This window comes from Halopseudomonas sp. Lyrl_26, from assembly GCF_051948695.1.
GTDB lineage: Bacteria > Pseudomonadota > Gammaproteobacteria > Pseudomonadales > Pseudomonadaceae > Halopseudomonas > Halopseudomonas formosensis.
On sequence record NZ_JAYJLH010000005.1, the window covers coordinates 169577 to 189092 of the forward strand.

A 19516-nucleotide genomic window follows, 5' to 3' on the forward strand; every position below is an offset into this window, starting at 1 on the left:
TGTATTTATAAGGCTTATTTCTCCGGTGAATGGCCGTGCAGGACAAGTGAATTGGCCGTCAGGGGCAGGTTGTTTTGCCGGCGCTCATGACAGACTCGGCAGTGTCCTGAACGTGTCGACTGATACACAGGTTCATGTCACCCAAACGGAGCAACACAATGACAAAAAAAATGCATGCTTGGTCGCTCGCGGCCTTGCCCCTGGCTATCGGACTGGCCAGTTTCTCAGGTTCTGCAAACGCAGTTAACTTCAATATCGGGGAAATCGAAGCGCAACTGGACTCGCAGATGTCGATCGGTGCAAGCATGTCCACCGCAGGGCGGGACAAGCGGCTGTACTGGCATCGCGGTATGGGTGGTGAAGCCGCCGCACGTACTTCGGACGACGGACGTCTGAACTACAAGAAAGGCGATGTGTTCTCCAAGATCTTCAAGGGTTCCCACGACCTGGAGCTGCGTTACGGTGACTCCGGTGCCTTTATCCGTGGTAACTACTGGTACGATTTTGAGACCAAGGATGGCAGCCAGCGCTTCTATGATATCAGCGATTCTGGCCGCAACCCGCTGCAGAAAGGTGCGGGCATTCAGCTGCTGGACGCCTTTGTCTACCACAACTACTCCATCGGCAATAACCCGGGTAACATCCGTCTTGGTCGCCAGGTAGTCAGCTGGGGTGAAGGTGTCTTCATCCAGAACGGCATCAACTCCATCAACCCGATCGACGCCTCCGCGTTCCGCCGTCCGGGCGCAGAGCTGAAGGAAGGTCTGCTGCCGGTCGAGATGCTTTACCTGTCCCAGGGTCTGACCGAAAACCTGACCGTGGAAGCCTTTTACCAGCTCAAGTGGCATGGCACCGTGGCGGACAACTGTGGCACCTTCTTCTCCACCACTGACGTTGCCGGCCGTGGTTGTAACGACCGTCTCGTATTCAACGGCGCGGACATGCCCCATGGCGAGCAGCGGCAGCTGACTTACATCGCCCGTACCCGCAAGGACAAGGAAGCCAGTGACAGCGGCCAGTTTGGTGTAGCCTTCCGTTGGTTCGTACCGGAGCTGAACAACACCGAGTTCGGCTTCTATGCGATGAATTACCATAGTCGTAATCCGCTGTATTCCAACATCGCCGGCCGCGTGGCCGGCCCGGCTGCCATCCAACAGCCTGGTCTGATCGTGCCGGTTGAAGGCTACGAGGGTGATCTGGGGGGTGCCGGTTATTTCTTCGAGCATCCGGAAGACATCCGCCTGTATGGCATCAGCTTCGGCACCGACATCGGTGGCACGTCTGTTGCTGGTGAGCTCAGCTACCGTCCGAACATGCCGCTGCAGATCAATACCGGTGACATGAGTCGTACCGCTCTGATGGCTGCCGGTGTTGGCTTCCCCGGCACCGGGCAGGACAACACTCACCGCGGTCTGACCAACCTCAACCCGGGTGACTACATCCAGGGCTATGAGCGCAAGGAATTCTGGCAGGCGTCGTTGAGTGCCGTCCATTTCATCGATCGCGTAATGGGCGCCAGCCGCCTGTCGCTGATCGGTGAAGTAGGCGCCAACTACATCGGTGGCATGAGCAACAGCGGACCCAAGTTCGGTCGTGATTCCCTGTTCGGTCAGAGCCCGTGGCAACCCGGTGACGGCCAACCTGTGGGCGAATGCTCGCACTTCCAGGGTACTGCTGCTGACCGTTCGCCCAACGCTGCCAGCTGGTGCGAAAACAACGGCTACTTCACCGACTTCTCCTGGGGCTACCGCCTGCGTGCGTCCCTGGACTACAGCAACGTGATTGCCGGTATCAACCTGAGCCCGAACATCGCCTGGTCCCATGACGTTGAGGGTTACAGCCCCAACTTCAACGAAAACGCCAAGTCGATCAGCATCGGTCTGAATGCCGACTACGCCAACAAGTACAACGCCAGCATCAGCTACACCAACTTCTTTGATGGCAAGTACAACACCCTGGTTGATCGCGACTTCGCCGCTGTCAGCTTCGGCGTAAGCTTCTAAGCCGGTTTTTGGAGAAAATAATATGCAAATGCAGAAAACATTCATCGGTGCCTGCGGTCTGGCTCTGAGCCTGGTGGCCAGCGCTGTTGCGGCGCAGAGCCTGTCCCAGTCCGAAATCAACCAGCTGGGCACTACCCTGACTCCGATCGGCGCCGAGAAGGCCGGTAACGCTGCGGGTACCATCCCCGAGTGGACCGGCGGTCTGCCGACCGATGCCGGTCAGAGCCTGGCCAACAACTTCCTGGAAAACCCGTTCAAGAACGAGCAGCCGGAGTTCGTGATCACTGCGCAGAACTACCAGCAGTATCGCGACAACCTGACCCCGGGCCAGATTGCGCTGTTCGAGCGCTACCCGGAAACCTTCCGCATGCCGGTGTACCAGAGCAAGCGGACGGTAGGCTTCCAGCAGAGCGTGTATGACCAGGTCAAGCGTACCGCCGGTCAGGCCAGGCTGGTCAATGGTGGCGACGGCGTGGAGAACGTCGAGCCGGGTTCTTCTTTCGTGTTCCCGATTCCGAAATCCGGTGTGGAAGTGATCTGGAACCACATGACCCGCTACCGCCTGAACGTGCATCGCTGGTATGTCCAGGCCATGCCGCAGACCAACGGCTCCTTCACCCTGATCAAGATGGAAGAGGAAGTCGGATATCCGAACCTGATGCCCGATATCGATCCGTCGAGCATGCCGAACAACCTGCTGTTCTTCAAACAGCGGGTGAACGCCCCGGCCCGTCTGGCGGGTAACGTTCTGCTGGTACACGATACCCTCGACCAGCTGAAGGAACCGCGCATGGCCTGGGTATACAACGCTGGTCAGCGTCGTGTACGCCGTGCTCCGCAGGTCGCCTATGACGGTCCGGGTACCGCCTCCGACGGTATGCGTACCTCCGACAACTTCGCCATGTACAGTGGCGCTCCGGACCGCTATGACTGGAAACTGGTCGGCAAGAAGGAAGTCTTCCTGCCCTACAACGCCGGTCAGCTGTCCCAGCCTGGTCTGAAGTACGCTGATGTGCTCAAGGCCGGTCACGTCAATCCCGAGCACACCCGCTTCGAACTGCACCGTGCCTGGGAAGTACAGGGTAACGTGAAGCAGGGTCAGCGCCACATCTACGCCCAGCGTAACTTCTTCGTGGACGAGGACTCCTGGATGATCGGCCTGGCTGATCACTACGACGGCCGTGGCACCCTGTGGCGTGTGGGCGAAGGTCACCTGGCCTTCAACTACAAGCAGCAGATTCCGGGCTACACCCTGGAGACCCTGTACGACCTGCTGGCAGGCCGCTACATCGCTCTGGGCATGTACACCGAAGAAGCCTCTGCTCCGCAGTATGGTGGTACTCCGCCGACCTACAACCAGTTCACTCCGTCCGCACTGCGTGCCGCTGGCGTGCGCTGATCGGCGACCGTCCGGGATGCTCGCATGAGCATTCCGAGCCCATGAAAACCCCGGCCCCGGCCGGGGTTTTTTGTGTCCATCTGTTAGACTTTCCATGAGTCCGGACAGGAAGTGGCCATGACCAAGCAAACATCACTCGCCGTAGAGCTGCGCACCGCCTGGATCACCCAGGCGCAGCGCAGTCCCTTCATCTTTGCCGGTCTTGCCGGCTCCCTGCTGCTGATCCTGCTTGCGGTGGTGCTGAGCACCCTGAGTGCGATCAGTCAGGACAACGTGCTGAACATGCGTTACGCCCTGGTGGGCGGTTCGGCGGGGTTTCTTGCCACAACCGCAGGGGCCTGCCTGGCGCTGGTCTTCCGGGATATCTCGGGTGTCCGACAGGACAGCATGCTGGGTTTTGCCGCCGGCATGATGCTCGCCGCCAGCGCCTTCTCCCTGATCCTGCCAGGCGTGGAGGCAGGGGAGGCCATCTTCGGCAACAGCATGGCCGGTGCCGCCACCGTAGTGCTGGGGCTGGGGCTGGGCGTGGTGCTGATGCTCGGGCTGGACCGTTTCATTCCCCATGAGCATGAAGTCAGTGGGGCCCATGGGCCGGTATTTGCGCGCATCAACCGGGTCTGGCTCTTTGTGCTGGCCATCACCCTGCACAACATTCCCGAGGGCATGGCCATAGGCGTGGGGTTTTCCGCCGGCGACATGCACGTCGGTGTGCCCCTGGCGACCGCCATTTCGATCCAGGATATCCCCGAGGGGCTGGCTGTGGCCCTGGCACTGCGGGCGACAGGCCTGACCCACGGCAGGGCAGTGCTGGTGGCCGCGCTGTCGGGGTTCATGGAGCCCCTGGGCGCGCTGATCGGCGTCGGCATGTCCAGCGCCTTTGCCATCGCCTACCCGGTCAGCATGGGGCTGGCCGCCGGGGCGATGATCTTCGTGGTATCCCATGAGGTCATTCCCGAGACCCACCGCAACGGCCATCAGACACCCGCCACCATAGGTCTGATGCTCGGGTTTGCGGTAATGATGTTCCTGGATACGGCGCTGGGCTAGGACGGAAGGGAGAAGCGGCAGAAGGGAAGGGAGAGCACAACAGTCGGCGGGGCAGACGGTGCTGCCCCGCCGGGTACCTCAGGGTTCCATGTTGGCCGTATCCTGCTTGATGGTGCGGCCAGCCAGATAGTAGTGCCAGCAGGCCCAGATATTCACCAGGGCAGCGGCAATCAGCGCATAGCGCAGACTTTCCATGCCATACAGGCCGCCGATCAGGTCACTGGTCAGGCCGATCAGCTGTGGGCCGAAGCCCAGACCGAACAGGTTCAGAACCAGCAACATCACCGCCGACGCCAGGGCGCGACTGCGCAGGGGCGTCAGGCTCTGGATCATGGCGAAGCTCGGCCCGAGATAGAAGGCACCGAGGAAGACCGCCGGGATATAGGCAGCCAGGGCCAGATAGGTGTTGTCGATGGTGTAGAAGGCGATGATGAAGGGGATCGCCAGGATCTTGGCCAGGCCGACAATCCAGGCATTCCAGCTCTGGTTCTTCGCCGCCAGTCGGTCGGCGAGGATACCGCCGATCCAGGCACCCAGACCGCCTACAACGCCCAGCAGCGGCCCCAGCAGTACGCCAACCTGGGTGGGGCTCAGGCCGTGGCTGCGCATGAGGAATGCCGGGTTCCAGACGATGGTGCCATAGCCGACCAGTGCGGTCAGGGTCACGCCGATCACCACGTGACGGGTAGTGCGCACTCGCCAGAGTACGGCCATGCCGGCGCGGATATTGATCTTGCCCTTGGGTGGCGGAGCCACGCCGTCCGCGAATCCGCGCGGCGGCTCTATCATGGTGAAGCGCACCAGCAGGGCGATCAGCAGGCCGGGAATACCTACGATGAAGAAAGCGGCACGCCAGCCCCAGGCATCGGCGACGAAACCGCCGACCAGAAAACCGATCATGATGCCGAAGTACACGCCCAGGGCGTAGAGCGCCATGGCGCTGGAGCGTTCTTCCTTGGGATAGAGATCGGAAATCATCGAATGGGAAGGCGGGCTGGAACCGGCTTCACCGATACCCACGCCGACCCGGGCGATCGCCAGCTGCCAGAAGTTCTGCGCCATGCCGCAGAGGGCGGTCATCAGACTCCAGATGGCAATGGCCCAGGCGATGATGTTGCGACGGTTGGAACGGTCGGCCCAGACGGCAATCGGAATACCCAGAGTCGCGTAGAACAGGGCGAAGGCAATTCCCGACAGGAAGCCCAGCTGGGTGTCGGACAGCAGAAGATCCGCCTTCAGCGGTTCTATCAGAATGCCCACGATATTGCGGTCAACGTGGCTGGATGTGTAGGCCAGTACCAGCAGGAACAGGGCCCAACGCCGGTAGCGTGGCGTGATGCGACTGGCAAAGTCGTCGCGGGCAGATGCCGATGTATCAGGCAGATGCGACATGGAGAGTCTCCGTATACTCTGGTTATTCTTGTCAGCCCGAAGCATACGTATGGCCAACCTCGACCACAATCGACTGGCGGGTCACATTTGTAGTGGATTTGTAATTGCTCCGGCGGCTTGAAACCGGGGGGTTCGCCCCCATATCCCAAGGTTGATCAATCGTGTATAGGCATGGCATGACGGCAGCAATCACAATTCGCGGGCTGAGGAAAACCTATCCCAACGGCATGCAGGCCCTGAGGGGGCTGGACCTGGACGTGGAGCAGGGCGACTTCTTCGCGCTGCTGGGTCCCAACGGGGCCGGCAAGTCCACTACCATCGGCATCCTGTCCTCGCTGGTCACCAAGAGCGAAGGTCAGGTCAGTATCTTCGGGCATGATCTGGACACCGACCTGATGGCGGCAAAGCGCTGCATCGGAGTGGTGCCCCAGGAGTTCAACTTCAGCCAGTTCGAGAAGTGCCTGGACATCCTCGTCACCCAGGCCGGGTTCTATGGCATTCCGGCCTCCGAGGCCAGGGAACGCGCCGAACATTATCTGCGCCGTCTGAGCCTGTGGGACAAGCGCGATGTACCTTCGCGCATGCTGTCGGGGGGCATGAAGCGCCGGCTGATGATTGCCCGGGCGCTGATCCACGAACCCCGGCTGCTGATTCTGGACGAGCCCACCGCCGGTGTGGATATCGAGATCCGCCGTTCCATGTGGCAGTTTCTGGAAGAGATCAACGCCCAGGGCGTGACCATCATTCTGACCACTCACTATCTGGAGGAGGCGGAACAGCTGTGCCGCAATATCGCCATCATCGACAAGGGTCAGATCATCCATAACACCAGCATGCGTTCGCTGCTGAAGATGCTGCAGGTGGAGACCTTCCTGCTCGACTGCAAGGAGGCCCTGGTCGGTGCTCCCCAGCTCGAGGGCTACCCCTGCGAACTGATAGACGAGCATACCCTGGAGGTCCAGGTCGACCGGGAGCAGGGCATGACCCGGCTGTTTGCCGAGCTGTCAGCCCGCGGCGTCGAGGTGCTCAGCCTGCGCAACAAGAGCAACCGCCTGGAGGAGCTGTTCCTTCGACTGGTGGAAGGCAATTCGGAGAAGGAGGCGGTACGCGCATGAATTACTGGCGGCACAGCTGGGTAGCATTCTGCACCATACTGATCAAGGAAATCCGTCGCTTCACCCGGATCTGGCCGCAGACGCTGCTGCCGCCGGGTATCACCATGGCGCTGTATTTCGTGATCTTCGGCAATCTGATCGGCAACCGCATCGGCGACATGGGCGGTTTCGCCTACATCGATTACATAGTGCCTGGTCTGATCATGATGGCGGTGATCACCAACAGCTACTCCAACGTGGTATCGAGCTTCTTCAGCACCAAATTCCAGCGTTCCATCGAGGAGCTGATGGTCGCGCCGGTTTCACCCCACATGATTCTTCTGGGTTATACCCTCGGCGGCGTCGCTCGCGGATTGGCGGTGGGACTGATAGTGACCCTGATGTCGCTGTTCTTCACCCGTCTGCAGGTGCAGCACATTGCCCTGACCATAGGGGTGGTCTTCCTCACGTCGCTGGTGTTTTCCCTGGGCGGCTTCATCAATGCGGTCTACGCCCGCAGTTTCGATGACATCTCCATCGTCCCGACCTTCGTGCTGACACCGCTGACCTACCTGGGTGGGGTGTTCTATTCGATCAATCTGCTGCCCGACTTCTGGCAGGGCGTGTCACTGATCAACCCTATCCTGCATATGGTCAACGCCTTCCGCTTCGGGATTCTGGGGGTATCGGACATCAATATCGGGATCGCCCTGGGGCTGATGGCGGTATTCGTGGTGGGCCTGTACTTGTTCAGCTATCGCTTGCTGGTACGCGGCGTCGGCCTGCGGAACTGACGCCCCCGCGGTTGGCCTCGGGGCGGGGGACGGGTATGCTTGCGGGCTCACAGGAAGGAGACCCGCAGATGCATCCGGCAGAACAGTCGCCGCTCGGCAAGACCAGCGAATACAGTGGAATCTACACCCCCTCTCTTCTATACCCGATCCCGCGTCAGCCGATCTGGGAAGGACTGGGGCTGGACCCGCAGCGTCTGCCGTTCCATGGTGCCGATGTCTGGAACAGCTATGAGGTGTCCTGGCTGACTCCCTCGGGCAAGCCGGAAGTGGCGGTGGTGGAGTTCGTGTTCCCGTTGACCCCGACCTCGCGCATTGTCGAGTCGAAATCCTTCAAGCTGTATCTGAATTCCTTCAACCAGACCGTGTTCAGCGATCGGGCCGAAGTGCTGCGCACTCTGGAGTCCGACCTCAGTGTGACAGCCCAGGCGCCGGTATTGGTGCGTGTGCAGGACACCCATCGGATCCAGCAGCTGGGCATTGCCCGACTGCCGGGGGAATGTCTGGATGACATGGATGTGCGGATCAGCAGTTACGAATATGATCCCGGCCTCCTGCGGCTGCTGCCGGGGGCGCGCCAGGTGCGCGAGACCCTCAACAGCAACCTGCTCAAATCCAACTGCCCGGTCACCGGGCAGCCCGACTGGGCCAGCGTAATGATCAGTTACAGCGGCCCTGCGATCGACCGGGCCAGCCTGCTGCGGTACCTGGTTTCCTTCCGTCAGCACCGCGACTTCCACGAGCAGTGCGTGGAGCGGATCTTTCTGGACCTGCAGCGGCTGCTCGGTGAGGGTTGCGAGCTGAGCGTCCATGCACGCTATCTGCGTCGTGGCGGGCTGGACATCAACCCGTGGCGTTCCACCCAGCCGGGCATGCCCGACAATCTGCGGCTTGCGCGGCAATAGTCGCGTCTCAGATACCCATGTTCGACAGGGTCTGCACCACGTTGCGCAGGGTGGCAGAGAGGGTGGGGTAGCGTTCGGCGAAATCCTCCACCAACAGATTGATACCGTCGGCCAAGCTCGGATCGGCCACACTCTCCTCGTTGGCCTCGCTGACCAGCAGGCGGGCCTCCAGATTGTTGGCCAGCTCCTCCAGAGACCGACGTTCCTCGGCAGACAGATCGAACTCCGGGTCGTCCAGCGTCTGCTGCAAAGCCTCCAACTGGGCGCGTAACTGTTGTTCCGGCATGTACTGCTCCTTCTGATACCTTTGAATACACTATAGACCTTCCCCGGGGCCCGCAGTGCCAGTGGCTTGTCTGCGGCAATCGCTTCCCTGACAATGGGCCGGCCCCTTCTGCGGGGCAGGATTTGCTTTATACTGGCGGCCAGCGGTGTCCGGCCCGCATCCCATAACCAGAGGGTACTGAACAATGAGAATACTGCACGCCACTGCCAGCAGTCTGCTGGCCGGGATGCTCGCACTGTCCATGGCCACCTCGGTGGCGGCAGTCGAAGATGACTATGATGCAGAGGAGCTGTACAACCCGGACCCCTGGGAGCCGGTCAACCGTGCGGTCTTCCGTTTCAACGATACCCTGGACACCTATGCCCTGAGGCCCGTCGCCAGGGGCTACGACAGGGTCATGCCGCAGTTTCTGAATGATGGCGTGACCAACGTCTTCAACAACCTGGGCGAGCCGAAAAACCTGGTCAACAACCTTCTGCAGGGCAAGATGCGCGATGCCGGTATCGATACGGCGCGCTTCCTGCTCAACACCACCATTGGCGTGGTCGGCGTCTTCGATGTCGCCACCCGCATGGGGCTGCAGCGCAACGACGAGGACTTCGGTCAGACGCTCGGTGCCTGGGGCGTGGACAGCGGCCCCTTTGTCATGCTGCCGTTCTTCGGCCCCAGTACGGTTCGCGATGCCGGCGGACGGACGGCGGACGGCCTGGCTGGCTACAGCTACCGCAGTCAGATGGATCATGTGCCCAGCCGCAACACCGCAACCGGCGTGGATGTGGTGGATACCCGGGCCGGATTGCTGTCCCAGGAACGTCTGATTCGTGGGGACAAGTACCGTTTCATCCGCAATGCCTGGTTGCAGAACCGCGAGTTCAAGGTCAGGGACGGGCTGGTCGAGGATGACTTCTAGGCAGGTTGCCTGCCGGGGCGGATGGGAGTAATGTCTGCCCCTTGGCAAAGTCAGGCCGTCCTGACTTCTGATAAACCCCTGTGGCCGACGAGCTCAGCCAGGCTTGCGGTAGAGACGTAGGGAATATATGCAGCGTCCCGGCACTACTTTGCTGGTTATCGATGACGACGACAAGGTTCGTCACAGCATAGCGATTCATCTTGAACAGTGCGGCTTTGAGGTGTTGCAGGCCAGCACCGCACGGGATGGGCTGGCGCTGATGGCGCGTCAGCGCCCGGCACTGGTGCTCTGCGACCTGCAGATCGAGGATGCCTGCATGAGCGGCATCGACCTGCTGACCCGCATTGGCGAGCAGGGGCCGGAAACGCCCGCCATAGTGATATCCGCCAACGGGGTGATGAGCGAAGTGGTGCAGGCCCTGCGTCAGGGCGCCAGTGACTATCTGATACGCCCCCAGGATGACCTCGAGGTGCTCGAGCACGCGGTTCGCCGCTCGCTTGATCGCGCACGTCTGCGTAACGAGAACCAGCGCATTCGCGAACGCCTGGAGCAGGCCAACCTGGAGCTGGAGAACCACCTGCGAGAGCTCCGCGATGACCAGGCCGCAGGGCGCCAGGTCCAGTTGAACATGCTCCCGGCGACCCCCTGGTCCAGCGGCGAGTTTCTGTTCGAGCACCGCATCATCCCCTCCCTCTACCTGTCCGGTGACTTCGTCGACTACTTCCGCATATCCGATACCCAGCTGGGCTTCTATCTGGCGGACGTATCCGGGCATGGGGCCTCCTCCGCCTTCGTGACCGTTCTGCTGAAGTTCATGACCACCCGCCTGCTGTACGAGCAGCGCAAGGTGCAGGAGCAGGGCCCCATCGCTTTCCGGCCCTCGGACGTGATGGATCACATCAACCGCAGTCTGATCAGTTGCCGGCTGGGCAAGCACGTCACCATGCTCGGTGGCGTCATTGACGAGCAGCGCCAGACCCTGACCTACAGCATCGGCGGGCATCTGCCGCTGCCCATTCTGGTGGCTGATGGCAAGGCCCGCTATCTCCAGGGAAAAGGACGTCCGGTCGGTCTGTTCGACGACGCGGAATACGAGAACCACGAGATACCGCTGCCGAGTCGCTTCTCCCTGACGCTCTGTTCCGATGGCGTGCTGGATTGTGTGGCAGGGACTACCCTGAAGGAGAAGGAAGACAATCTGCCGCTGCTGGTGGAGCAGGCTGGCGGTGACCTCTCCAGACTCATGGCGCTGTTGGGCATGGCAGAGGCGAAGGTGATGCCGGACGATATCTCAGTTTTGCTGTTGAGCAGGAACCCGGAATGATGACCACTGGCAGGATTCAGTTTGCCGAATCCGATGGTACTTTCGTACTCAAGTTTCTTGGTGACGTGCGCCTGACCCTGTGCGCCGCGCTGGACGCCTACATCGAGAAGATCGTCAGTGCACTGCATTTCAAGTCGATTGTCATCGATCTGACCGAGACCGATAACATCGACAGTACCTCCCTGGGGTTACTGGCCAAGCTGTCGATCCTGTCCCGGGAAAGGGTCGGCCTGCTGCCCACCCTGGTGTCCACCCAGCAGGACATGCTTCGCCTGCTGCAGAGCATGGGTTTCGAGCAGATATTCAACATAGTGGCCGAAACCACCCCTACCGATGCCGAGCTTCAGGACCTGCCACCCCAGACGCTGTCCGAGGAGCAGGTCCGCGCCCGCGTGCTGGAGGCCCATCGTCTGCTGATGGACCTCAACGAGCATAACCGCAACGCCTTTGTCGATCTGGTGACCAGCCTCGAAGGCGATACCGAATCAGACGACTGCTGAACCGGCCCGCTCCTTGAGCAGTTGTTCGAGGCGGCGCTGATCCACCGCGAAGGCCCGAATGCCCTCGGCCAGTTTCTCGGTGGCCATGGCGTCCTCGTTGTGCGCCCAGCGGAACGCGGCTTCATCCAGTACCTGACGACTGTCATCGCATTGCGCGCTCAGCTGCGCAGCGGGCGCCAGGGGCCCCGGCTCGGCGGCCAGTTGCTGGAGCAGGGCGGGGCTGATGGTCAGACGGTCGCACCCGCACAGCGCCTCGATCTGACCGAGATTGCGGAAGCTCGCGCCCATCACCACGGTCGCGTACATGTGCTGCTTGTAATAGCGGAAGATGCGTGACACCGATTGCACGCCCGGGTCGTCCGCGCCCTGGTAGTCACGACCCTCCTGCGCCTTGTACCAGTCGTGAATGCGACCGACAAAGGGCGAGATCAGGAACACCCCCGCATCGGCACAGGCCTGGGCCTGGGCGAAGGAGAACAGCAGGGTCAGGTTGCACTGGATGCCACGGCGCTCCAGCTCGGCTGCGGCCTGGATGCCCTCCCAGGTGGCGGCGATCTTGATCAGCACCCGGTCCCGAGTCACACCGGCGGCCTCGTAGAGCTCGATCAGACGTTGTGCCTTGTCCAGGGTGGCCTGGCGATCGAAGGACAGGCGGGCATCCACCTCGGTGGAGACGCGACCGGGAACCAGCTGGACTATTTCCCTGCCCACGGCGACGGCGAAGTGGTCACAGGCTTCCTCGATCTGCTGATAGCTGCCCGACGCCTGTTCCAGCGCCTGGTCCAGCAGATGGACATACTCGGGTTGTTGCGCCGCCTTGAGCAGCAGGGAGGGGTTGGTGGTGGCATCCACCGGTTGCAGGGTGCGAATGGCGTCGATATCGCCGGTGTCGGCAACAATCAGCGTGTGTTGCCGGAGACTGTCCAGTTTGCTTGGTGTACTTGTCATGGTGGTCCGAGGCAGGAAAGGAATGAGCTTCCGACCTTACCCTAAGCCTGTTACAGGGAGCAATCCCGCACTGCCAGACGTGCGGCCATATCCTCGAGAAGCTGATCGTAGAGCGCCAGCGGCTGCTCGGTGCGGTGCACCTCGGTGCTCAGTTGGCGGCGGAAATGTCGTGCACCGGGCAGCGCCTGGAACAGCCCCAGGATATGCCGCGTGACATGATGCATGCTGCCCCCGGCCTCGATGTGGCTGGCGATGTAGGGGCGCAGGGCCTGCAGTACCTCGATTCGGCTGCGGACCGGGGTCTTGTCGCCGTAGAAACGGCGGTCTACATCCGCCAGCAGGTAGGGATTGTGATAGGCCTCGCGGCCGACCATCACACCATCGAGCTCGGGCAGGTGTTGCTGCATGGCGTCGAGATCGGTCAGCCCGCCGTTGAGAATGACCTCCAGCTGCGGGAAGTCACGCTTCAACTGATGCACCACCTCGTAGCGCAACGGGGGAATCTCCCTGTTTTCCTTGGGTGACAGGCCCTCCAGAATGGCGATACGCGCATGCACTATGAAGGTCTCGCATCCGGCCTCATGGACCTGGCCGACGAAATCCACCAGCTGCTCATAGCTGTCGCGGCCATTGATGCCGATGCGGTGCTTGACGGTCACCGGGATGCTGCAGGCATCGAGCATGGCCTTCACCCCGTCCACCACCAGCTCCGGATGACCCATCAGGCAGGCGCCGATCAGGTTGTTCTGAACCCGGTCGCTGGGACAGCCGACATTGAGATTCACCTCGGCATAGCCGGCCTGTTCGGCCAGCCGGGCACACTGGGCTAGCTCGCTTGCATCGCTGCCACCCAGTTGCAGCGCCAGGGGTTGCTCGGCGGGGTGGTAACCCAGAAAGCGCGCACGGTCACCGTGCAATACCGCACCCGTGGTCACCATCTCGGTATACAGCAGTGTGTGCCGACTGATCAGCCGGGCAAAGTAGCGGTAGTGACGGTCGGTCCAGTCCATCATCGGCGCCACGGAGAAGCGACGGGACGGGCCGGGACGACTGAGGGCAGGTGGCTGCAGCATCGGGTGAGCGAATCCTGGTGAGGCTGGGGTGACTGGGGCGCCTATTGTAACAGGGATGTCCGGGTGTCCGGACACGGAGTGGATGAGTTGTCCTGGTGGCGACTAGCGAAGCGGCAGACGTTGCGCTTTACTCAGAGTGCTGTATGGCATTCCGATCAACTTTCCGGTGGGCCACGAGGAGCCACCAAGGAGCGCGGCATGGCTGGGACATTCGAGATATATCAGGACAAGGGGGGCGAGTACCGTTTCAGGCTCAAGGCTTCCAATGGGCAGAACATTCTTGCCAGCGAGGGCTACAAGACCAAGGCCAGTTGTCTCAATGGCGTGGAGTCGGTCAAGACCAACGCGCCGGATGATGCCCGTTACGAGAAGAAGGAGAGCGGTTCAGGCAAGTTCATGTTCAATCTCAAGGCGGCCAACCATCAGGTGATAGGCACCAGCCAGCAGTATCAGACCGCTGCCTCCCGGGACAAGGGCATTGAATCGGTCAAGAACCACGCACCAGAGGCGCGGGTGGTCGAGGTGGAGGCGACCTCCTGACGCAGGCCAGGGCCGCGGGTTTACCTGCGGCCCAGCCCACCGGACGAGCTGGTGCTGGTCCCACCCGGGAATACACCGGGTTGGCGAGCACCCGCTCGCCGACGTATGCGCACAGACAACGCAGGCGTAGCGCCGGTGCCCTACACCTGTCCCGCCGCAAAGGCCATCGGGGTTTCTCCAAGCGGTGATACACTAGCGACATGATTCGTCAGTCCCAGCCGTTTCCATAAGGAAAACCCGTGTTCACAGAACTATCCCTGCACGAGCGTCTGCTCAAGGCCCTGGCCGAGCTGTCCTTCGAAAAGCCGACCCCCGTCCAGGCAGCGGCCATTCCCCCGGCCATTGCCGGCGAAGACCTGTACATCATTGCCCAGACCGGCAGCGGCAAGACCGCCGCCTATGTGCTGCCGATCCTGCAGCGGCTGCTGGATGATGACAGCAAGGCCCTGGCCCCGCGGGCGCTGGTGCTGTCGCCCACCCGGGAGCTGGCCCAGCAGATACTCAAGGACGTTCAGGCGCTGGCGCGTTTCACCTTCCTCAAGGCCGAGCTGGTTATCGGTGGTGAAGACTTCAAGGTGCAGGCCGCCAAGCTGCGCAAGAATCCGGATATCGTCATTGCCACCCCTGGTCGTACCCTGGAGCAACTGGAAGCCGGCGGGCTGGACCTGTCCGAAGTTCAGACCCTGGTTATCGACGAAGCTGACCGCATGCTGGACATGGGCTTCAGCGAAGATGTGCTGAGTATCGCCAGCGCCTGCCCCGAGCAGCGTCAGACCATGCTGTTCTCCGCCACCACCGGCAATCAGGGCATCCGCCGCATGGTCGAGCAGATCCTGAATGAGCCGCGCTGGCTCGAGCTGGACAGCGTGAAGTCCGATACCCCGGCGATTCGTCAGCAGGTGATTCCAGTAGATGACAACACCCACCGTGAAAAACTCACCAGGTGGCTGCTGCTCAACGAGTGCGAAGGCAAGGCCATCGTGTTCACCAACACCCGGGTCATGGCTGACCGACTCAATGGCGTGCTGCGCGCGGTAGAGGGGCTGCGGGTGTATGTACTGCACGGGGAGAAGGACCAGAAGGAGCGCAAGCTGGCCATCGAGCGATTCAAGCAGGGTGGCAAGGGTGTGCTGGTTGCGACCGATGTGGCCGCCCGCGGTCTGGATATCAGCGAACTGGATCTGGTGATCAACTTCGACATGCCGCGCAGCGGTGATGACTATCTGCACCGCGTGGGCCGGACCGGCCGGGCCGGTGCAGAGGGGCTGGCGGTGTCCCTGGTGGCTCCCCACGAGTGGAGTCTGATGTCCAGTATCGAACGTTATCTGCGTCGGCAGTTCGAGCGCCGCGAGATCAAGGAGCTTGCGGGCAGCTTCAAGGGACCGAAGAAGGTGAAGGCCTCGGGCAAGCCGGTCGGTGCCAAGAAGAAGAAAGACGACAAGAAGAAGGTGAAGCGCCCCAAGACTGCCAAACCTGCGGCCAGGCGCAAGCCGGCGATTCCCAAAGGGCAGGTAGTGCTGGACGGTGGAGATGGACTGGCGCCGCCGAAGCGGCGCAGCTGAGTTTCCGATGGCCTACGGGGAGCTGGCCGACCCGGGCGGTGTACGGCGCCCGGTCAGCGGTTCCCCGCGTCGGTAACGGCGCCACTGCAGGCCGACCACCAGCGCCAGCAGCAGCCCGCCGGGCAACCACATCCATTCCTTGCGGCGTCGGTCCACCGGCGCCTCTACCGTCAGGATCTCCTGATCAAAGTCCAGTCCCAGTTCGGCGGCCTGGCTGCCATAACTCACCATGTCGATCAGGGTACGCTCCCCCTCCTGCATCAGGCTCAGCCCCAGGTTCTCCAGCCGCTCCTCGCCGCTGGCGCCGCTGGGTACTGCGACCAGAACATAGAAGGTCCGGGGGTTGCCGACACCGTCTTCGCCGGCTATCTGCAGGCGCAGTGGATTGTCGCTCTCTGCCGACTGCTCGAGGGCCTGTGCCAGCTCCGCCGGCGGTACGGTGCGATAGGGATCGAAGAACAGATCCATCCAGAAGCCGGGGCGGAACAGGATGAAGGCGACCAGCACCAGTATCAGGTTCTCATACCAGCGGCTGCGTACGATCAGCCAGCCCTGGGTGGCCGAGGCGAAAATCAGCATGGCAACCGTGGCAATCAGAAAGATGACTACCCCGTGCCACAGGGAGACATCGATCAGCAGCAGATCGGTGTTGAAGATGAACAGGAATGGCAGGACGGCGGTGCGAATACCGAAATAGAACGCCTGAACCCCGGTGCGTATCGGGTCGCCACGGGATATCGCGGCAGCCGCGAAGGCCGCCAGTCCCACCGGGGGCGTGGCATCGGCCATGAGCCCGAAATAGAACACGAACAGATGGATGGCTATCAGCGGCACTATGAGTCCGTTCTGCTGGCCCAGGGCGACCAGAACCGGTGCCAGCAGGGTGGATACGACTATGTAATTGGCGGTGGTAGGCAGACCCATGCCGAGGATCACGCACAGCACTGCGGTCCAGATCAGCATCAACATCAGGTTGCCCAGCGACAGCATCTCGATCAGATCGGCAAACACCAGACCCACACCGGTCTGGGATACCGCACCGACGATGATGCCGGCGGCGGCCGTGGCTACCCCGATTCCCGTCATGTTGCGTGCCCCCGTCACCAGGCCGTCGCCCAGATCTGCGAATCCGCGTCCGAGGCTCGCAACTACATGGTTCTGGCTGCGGAACACGGCCAGCAGCGGTTTCTGGGTGACTATGATGACCATCATGAACAGGGTGGCCCAGAAGGCCGACAGGCCGGGTGACAGACGCTCGACCATCAGGCACCAGACCAGTACCACCACCGGCAGAATGTAATGCAGGCCGGTCATCAGGGTAGGGCGGGTCTGCGGCATGACCATGGTCGGAGCTTCAGGGTCATCCATCTCCAGGTCCGGGTAGCGGGAAGCTACACCCAGCAGCGCAACGTAGATCACACCGAGGCCGGCGGCGATGACCCATCCGGCAGCGCTACCGAGCAAGGGCTTGAGCCAGCCCAGGCCGTGGTAGACCGCCATCGACAGGCCCATGATCAGCAGCAGGCCGGTGAGAAAGCCGAGCAGCTTGCGCAGCAGTGGCCGATCCGGGTTGGCGCTCTGCAAGCCCTGCATGCCGGCCTTCACCGCCGTGAGATGGACAATGTAGAACAGCGAGATATAGGAAATCATCGCCGGCAGGAAGCCGTGACGGATGACGTCGGTGTAGGGAATGCCGACATACTCCACCATCAGGAAGGCTGCGGCGCCCATCACCGGCGGCATCAGCTGACCATCGACCGAGGCGGCCACTTCAACGGCGCCCGCCTGCTCCTTGCTGAAACCCACGCGCTTCATCATGGGTATGGTGAAGGTCCCGGTGGTCACGGTGTTGGCGATGGAGGAGCCGGAAATAAGCCCCGTCATCCCCGAGCCGACGACGGCGGCCTTGGCCGGACCGCCACGATAATGCCCCAGCACCGAGAACGCGAGCTTGATGAAATAGTTGCCCGCGCCGGCCTTCTCCAGCAGCGAGCCGAACAGTACGAACAGGAAAACGAAGCTGGTCGAGACCCCCAGGGCAATGCCGAATACCCCCTGGGTGCTGAGCCACTGGTGATTGGCCAGAGACACCCAGCTCACTCCCCGGTGCGCCAGCATGCCGGGCATATAAGGGCCTGCCAGGGAGTAGAGCATGAACACCAGCGCCACTATCATCAGCGGCGGGCCCAGTGCTCGGCGTGTGGCTTCCAGCAACAGCGCCAGCCCGGCCAGGGCTACCGCCACATCCACAGGCGTGGGACTGCCGGGACGCGTGGCCAGCTGGTCGTAGAACAGATAGATATAGCCGGCGCAGAAGGCGGCCAGCAGCGCCAGCAGCCAGTCCAGCGGCGGCACCCTATCCCGTGGCGAGCGGCGCAATGCCGGAAACGCCATGAACGCGAGAAAGACGGCCAGGGCGAGGTGGATGGAGCGCGCCTCGGTGCTGTTGAATACGCCGAAACCCGCGATATAGGGTAGTGGAGAAGCTATCCAGAGCTGAAACAGTGACCAGCCGCCGGCGATCCCGAGCAGCAGTTTTCCAGTGAGTCCATGGGGACGGCGTCCGCCGATATCCGTACTCGCCAATTCCTCAAGCTGCTCGGCCAGCCTGACGTCCGTGCCCGATCTCTTCATCAAGTATTCCCGTTCATCACCCAGAGAACACCGGACCGCTCACTGCGCGGCCCGGTACCGGCTGCATTACATCCAGCCGCGTTCCCGGTAGTAGCGCACAGCGCCATCGTGCAGAGGAATGGACAGGCCTTCCTTGATCATTTCCTCTTCCTTGAGTTCGGCAAAGGCAGGGTGCAGACGCTTGAAGCGATCAAAGTTGTCGAACACTGCCTTGACCGTCTGGTACACCGCTTCCTCGGACACCTTGGCCGAGGTCACCATGGTGGCGCGTACACCGAAGGTTTCCACATCGCTGTCGTTACCCCGGTACATGCCGCCGGGGATGATGGCCTTGGCATAATAGGGATGCTCGGCAATGATACCGTCGATTTCCTCGCCATTGACCGCCACTATCACCGAATCAACGGTGGTGGTGGCTTCCTGGATCGAGCCGTTCGGATGGCCGGCGACGTAAACCAGGGCGTCAACGTTGTTGTCGCCCAGAGCTGCAGCCTGCTCGGCGGCTGACAGTTGCGAGGCCAGGGCAAAGTCCTTGATGGTCCAGCCCAGTGCGTTCATCACCACATCCATGGTGTCGCGCTGGCCCGAGCCGGGGTTGCCGATGTTGAAGCGCTTGCCCTTGAGGTCCTTGAGGTGGGCGATATTGGCATCGCGGCGGGCGACTATGGTCAGGGGCTCGCCGTGCAGGGCGAACATGGCCCGCATGTCGGTGAAGGCACCGGCCTCAGCAAAGTTCTCCAGTCCCTCGTAGGCCTTGTACTGGATATCCGACTGCACCACGCCCATATCCATCTCGCCGCCGCGGATCGCGTTCACGTTGGCCACCGAGCCGCCGCTGGAGGGGGCGTTGCAGCGCAGGCCATGGCTGTCGGTGCCCCGGTTGACCAGGCGACAGATGGACTGGCCCACCACGTAGTAGACCCCGGTCTGGCCACCGGTGCCTATGGTGATGAAGCCCTGCTGGGCAACGGCGGGTGTCGAGGCGGTAGCGGCGTAACACAGAGCGGCGGAGAAAAGGTAGGTAAGTGCTTTCAATCGCATGCGGTAGCTCCTTGTTCTTGTTCTGACCGCAGCACCGCTGCGGTCCATCCAGCCCAAGTGTAGCCCA

17 protein-coding genes are annotated in these 19516 nt (G+C 61.8%); 11 read left to right on the forward strand and 6 right to left on the reverse strand.

The window, feature by feature from the left end; all coding sequences use genetic code 11:
• Positions 1 to 158 precede the first annotated feature (158 nt).
• From VF673_RS09010 to VF673_RS09020, 3 genes are all read left to right on the forward strand, one after another.
• On the forward strand, positions 159 to 2003 hold the full coding sequence (locus VF673_RS09010; RefSeq protein ID WP_440291672.1) for a DUF1302 domain-containing protein: 1845 nt from the start codon (positions 159 to 161) through the stop codon (positions 2001 to 2003).
• A gap of 22 nt (positions 2004 to 2025) precedes the next feature.
• Entirely contained in the window at positions 2026 to 3402 is a 1377-nt protein-coding gene (locus tag VF673_RS09015; protein WP_440291673.1) for a DUF1329 domain-containing protein, read from the forward strand.
• Between the two features lie 117 nt (positions 3403 to 3519).
• Entirely contained in the window at positions 3520 to 4449 is a 930-nt protein-coding gene (locus tag VF673_RS09020) for a ZIP family metal transporter (protein ID WP_440291674.1), read from the forward strand.
• A gap of 78 nt (positions 4450 to 4527) precedes the next feature.
• Here VF673_RS09020 and VF673_RS09025 read toward each other — a convergent pair whose 3' ends face one another.
• Positions 4528 to 5841 carry a spinster family MFS transporter gene (locus tag VF673_RS09025; protein ID WP_440291675.1) on the reverse strand — a complete coding sequence of 438 codons (1314 nt, stop codon included), beginning with the start codon at positions 5839 to 5841 and terminating at the stop codon, positions 4528 to 4530.
• A 176-nt stretch (positions 5842 to 6017) separates the two neighbouring features.
• On the opposite strand from VF673_RS09025, the gene VF673_RS09030 reads away from it, so the two are divergent.
• The 3 genes from VF673_RS09030 to queF all read left to right on the forward strand — a co-directional run bounded on the left by VF673_RS09030 (position 6018) and on the right by queF (position 8631).
• Positions 6018 to 6956 (forward strand): ABC transporter ATP-binding protein, encoded by a 939-nt coding sequence (locus VF673_RS09030; RefSeq protein WP_440291676.1) that lies wholly within the window; start codon positions 6018 to 6020, stop codon positions 6954 to 6956.
• Positions 6953 to 7729, forward strand: coding sequence for an ABC transporter permease (locus VF673_RS09035; RefSeq protein WP_440291677.1), 777 nt, complete (start codon positions 6953 to 6955; stop codon positions 7727 to 7729). The genes VF673_RS09030 and VF673_RS09035 overlap by 4 nt, the downstream gene beginning before the upstream one ends.
• A 68-nt stretch (positions 7730 to 7797) precedes the next feature.
• Entirely contained in the window at positions 7798 to 8631 is an 834-nt protein-coding gene (gene queF, locus VF673_RS09040) for an NADPH-dependent 7-cyano-7-deazaguanine reductase QueF (RefSeq protein ID WP_273123577.1), read from the forward strand.
• Between the two features lie 7 nt (positions 8632 to 8638).
• Here the strand turns inward: queF and VF673_RS09045 are convergent, their stop codons facing one another.
• Entirely contained in the window at positions 8639 to 8917 is a 279-nt protein-coding gene (locus VF673_RS09045) for a DUF4404 family protein (RefSeq protein ID WP_090537438.1), read from the reverse strand.
• A 193-nt stretch (positions 8918 to 9110) separates the two neighbouring features.
• Here VF673_RS09045 and VF673_RS09050 point away from each other — a divergent pair, with 193 nt between their 5' ends.
• The 3 genes from VF673_RS09050 (at position 9111) to rssC (ending at position 11651) form a co-directional block, all read left to right on the forward strand.
• Positions 9111 to 9827, forward strand: coding sequence for an MlaA family lipoprotein (locus VF673_RS09050; RefSeq protein ID WP_440291746.1), 717 nt, complete (start codon positions 9111 to 9113; stop codon positions 9825 to 9827).
• 127 nt (positions 9828 to 9954) lie between these two features.
• Entirely contained in the window at positions 9955 to 11151 is a 1197-nt protein-coding gene (locus VF673_RS09055) for a PP2C family protein-serine/threonine phosphatase (RefSeq protein WP_440291678.1), read from the forward strand.
• Positions 11151 to 11651: an anti-sigma factor antagonist RssC gene (rssC, locus tag VF673_RS09060; RefSeq protein WP_090537736.1), complete on the forward strand. Its 501-nt coding sequence runs from the start codon at positions 11151 to 11153 to the stop codon at positions 11649 to 11651. Before VF673_RS09055 ends, rssC begins: the two co-directional genes overlap by 1 nt.
• Here rssC and tal read toward each other — a convergent pair.
• Together tal and dusA are read right to left on the reverse strand one after the other, a co-directional pair.
• Entirely contained in the window at positions 11637 to 12599 is a 963-nt protein-coding gene (gene tal / locus VF673_RS09065) for a transaldolase (RefSeq protein WP_440291679.1), read from the reverse strand. The two genes, rssC and tal, sit on opposite strands and share 15 nt — an antisense overlap.
• Before the next feature lie 50 nt (positions 12600 to 12649).
• The gene (dusA, locus tag VF673_RS09070) at positions 12650 to 13672 is read right to left on the reverse strand and encodes a tRNA dihydrouridine(20/20a) synthase DusA (protein ID WP_440291680.1); all 1023 of its coding nucleotides are present in this window, start codon (positions 13670 to 13672) and stop codon (positions 12650 to 12652) included.
• A gap of 198 nt (positions 13673 to 13870) precedes the next feature.
• Between dusA and VF673_RS09075 the strand changes: the two genes are divergently transcribed.
• Both VF673_RS09075 and VF673_RS09080 read left to right on the forward strand, forming a co-directional pair.
• Complete coding sequence (locus VF673_RS09075) at positions 13871 to 14212, forward strand: YegP family protein (RefSeq protein ID WP_090537313.1); 342 nt, start codon at positions 13871 to 13873, stop codon at positions 14210 to 14212.
• Between the two features lie 239 nt (positions 14213 to 14451).
• Entirely contained in the window at positions 14452 to 15774 is a 1323-nt protein-coding gene (locus VF673_RS09080) for a DEAD/DEAH box helicase (protein ID WP_440291681.1), read from the forward strand.
• A gap of 12 nt (positions 15775 to 15786) precedes the next feature.
• Here the strand turns inward: VF673_RS09080 and VF673_RS09085 are convergent, their stop codons facing one another.
• Together VF673_RS09085 and VF673_RS09090 are read right to left on the reverse strand one after the other, a co-directional pair.
• Complete coding sequence (locus tag VF673_RS09085) at positions 15787 to 18408, reverse strand: TRAP transporter permease (RefSeq protein ID WP_440291682.1); 2622 nt, start codon at positions 18406 to 18408, stop codon at positions 15787 to 15789.
• Positions 18409 to 18474: 66 nt separating this feature from the next.
• On the reverse strand, positions 18475 to 19449 hold the full coding sequence (locus VF673_RS09090) for a TAXI family TRAP transporter solute-binding subunit (protein WP_440291683.1): 975 nt from the start codon (positions 19447 to 19449) through the stop codon (positions 18475 to 18477).
• Positions 19450 to 19516: the final 67 nt, after the last annotated feature.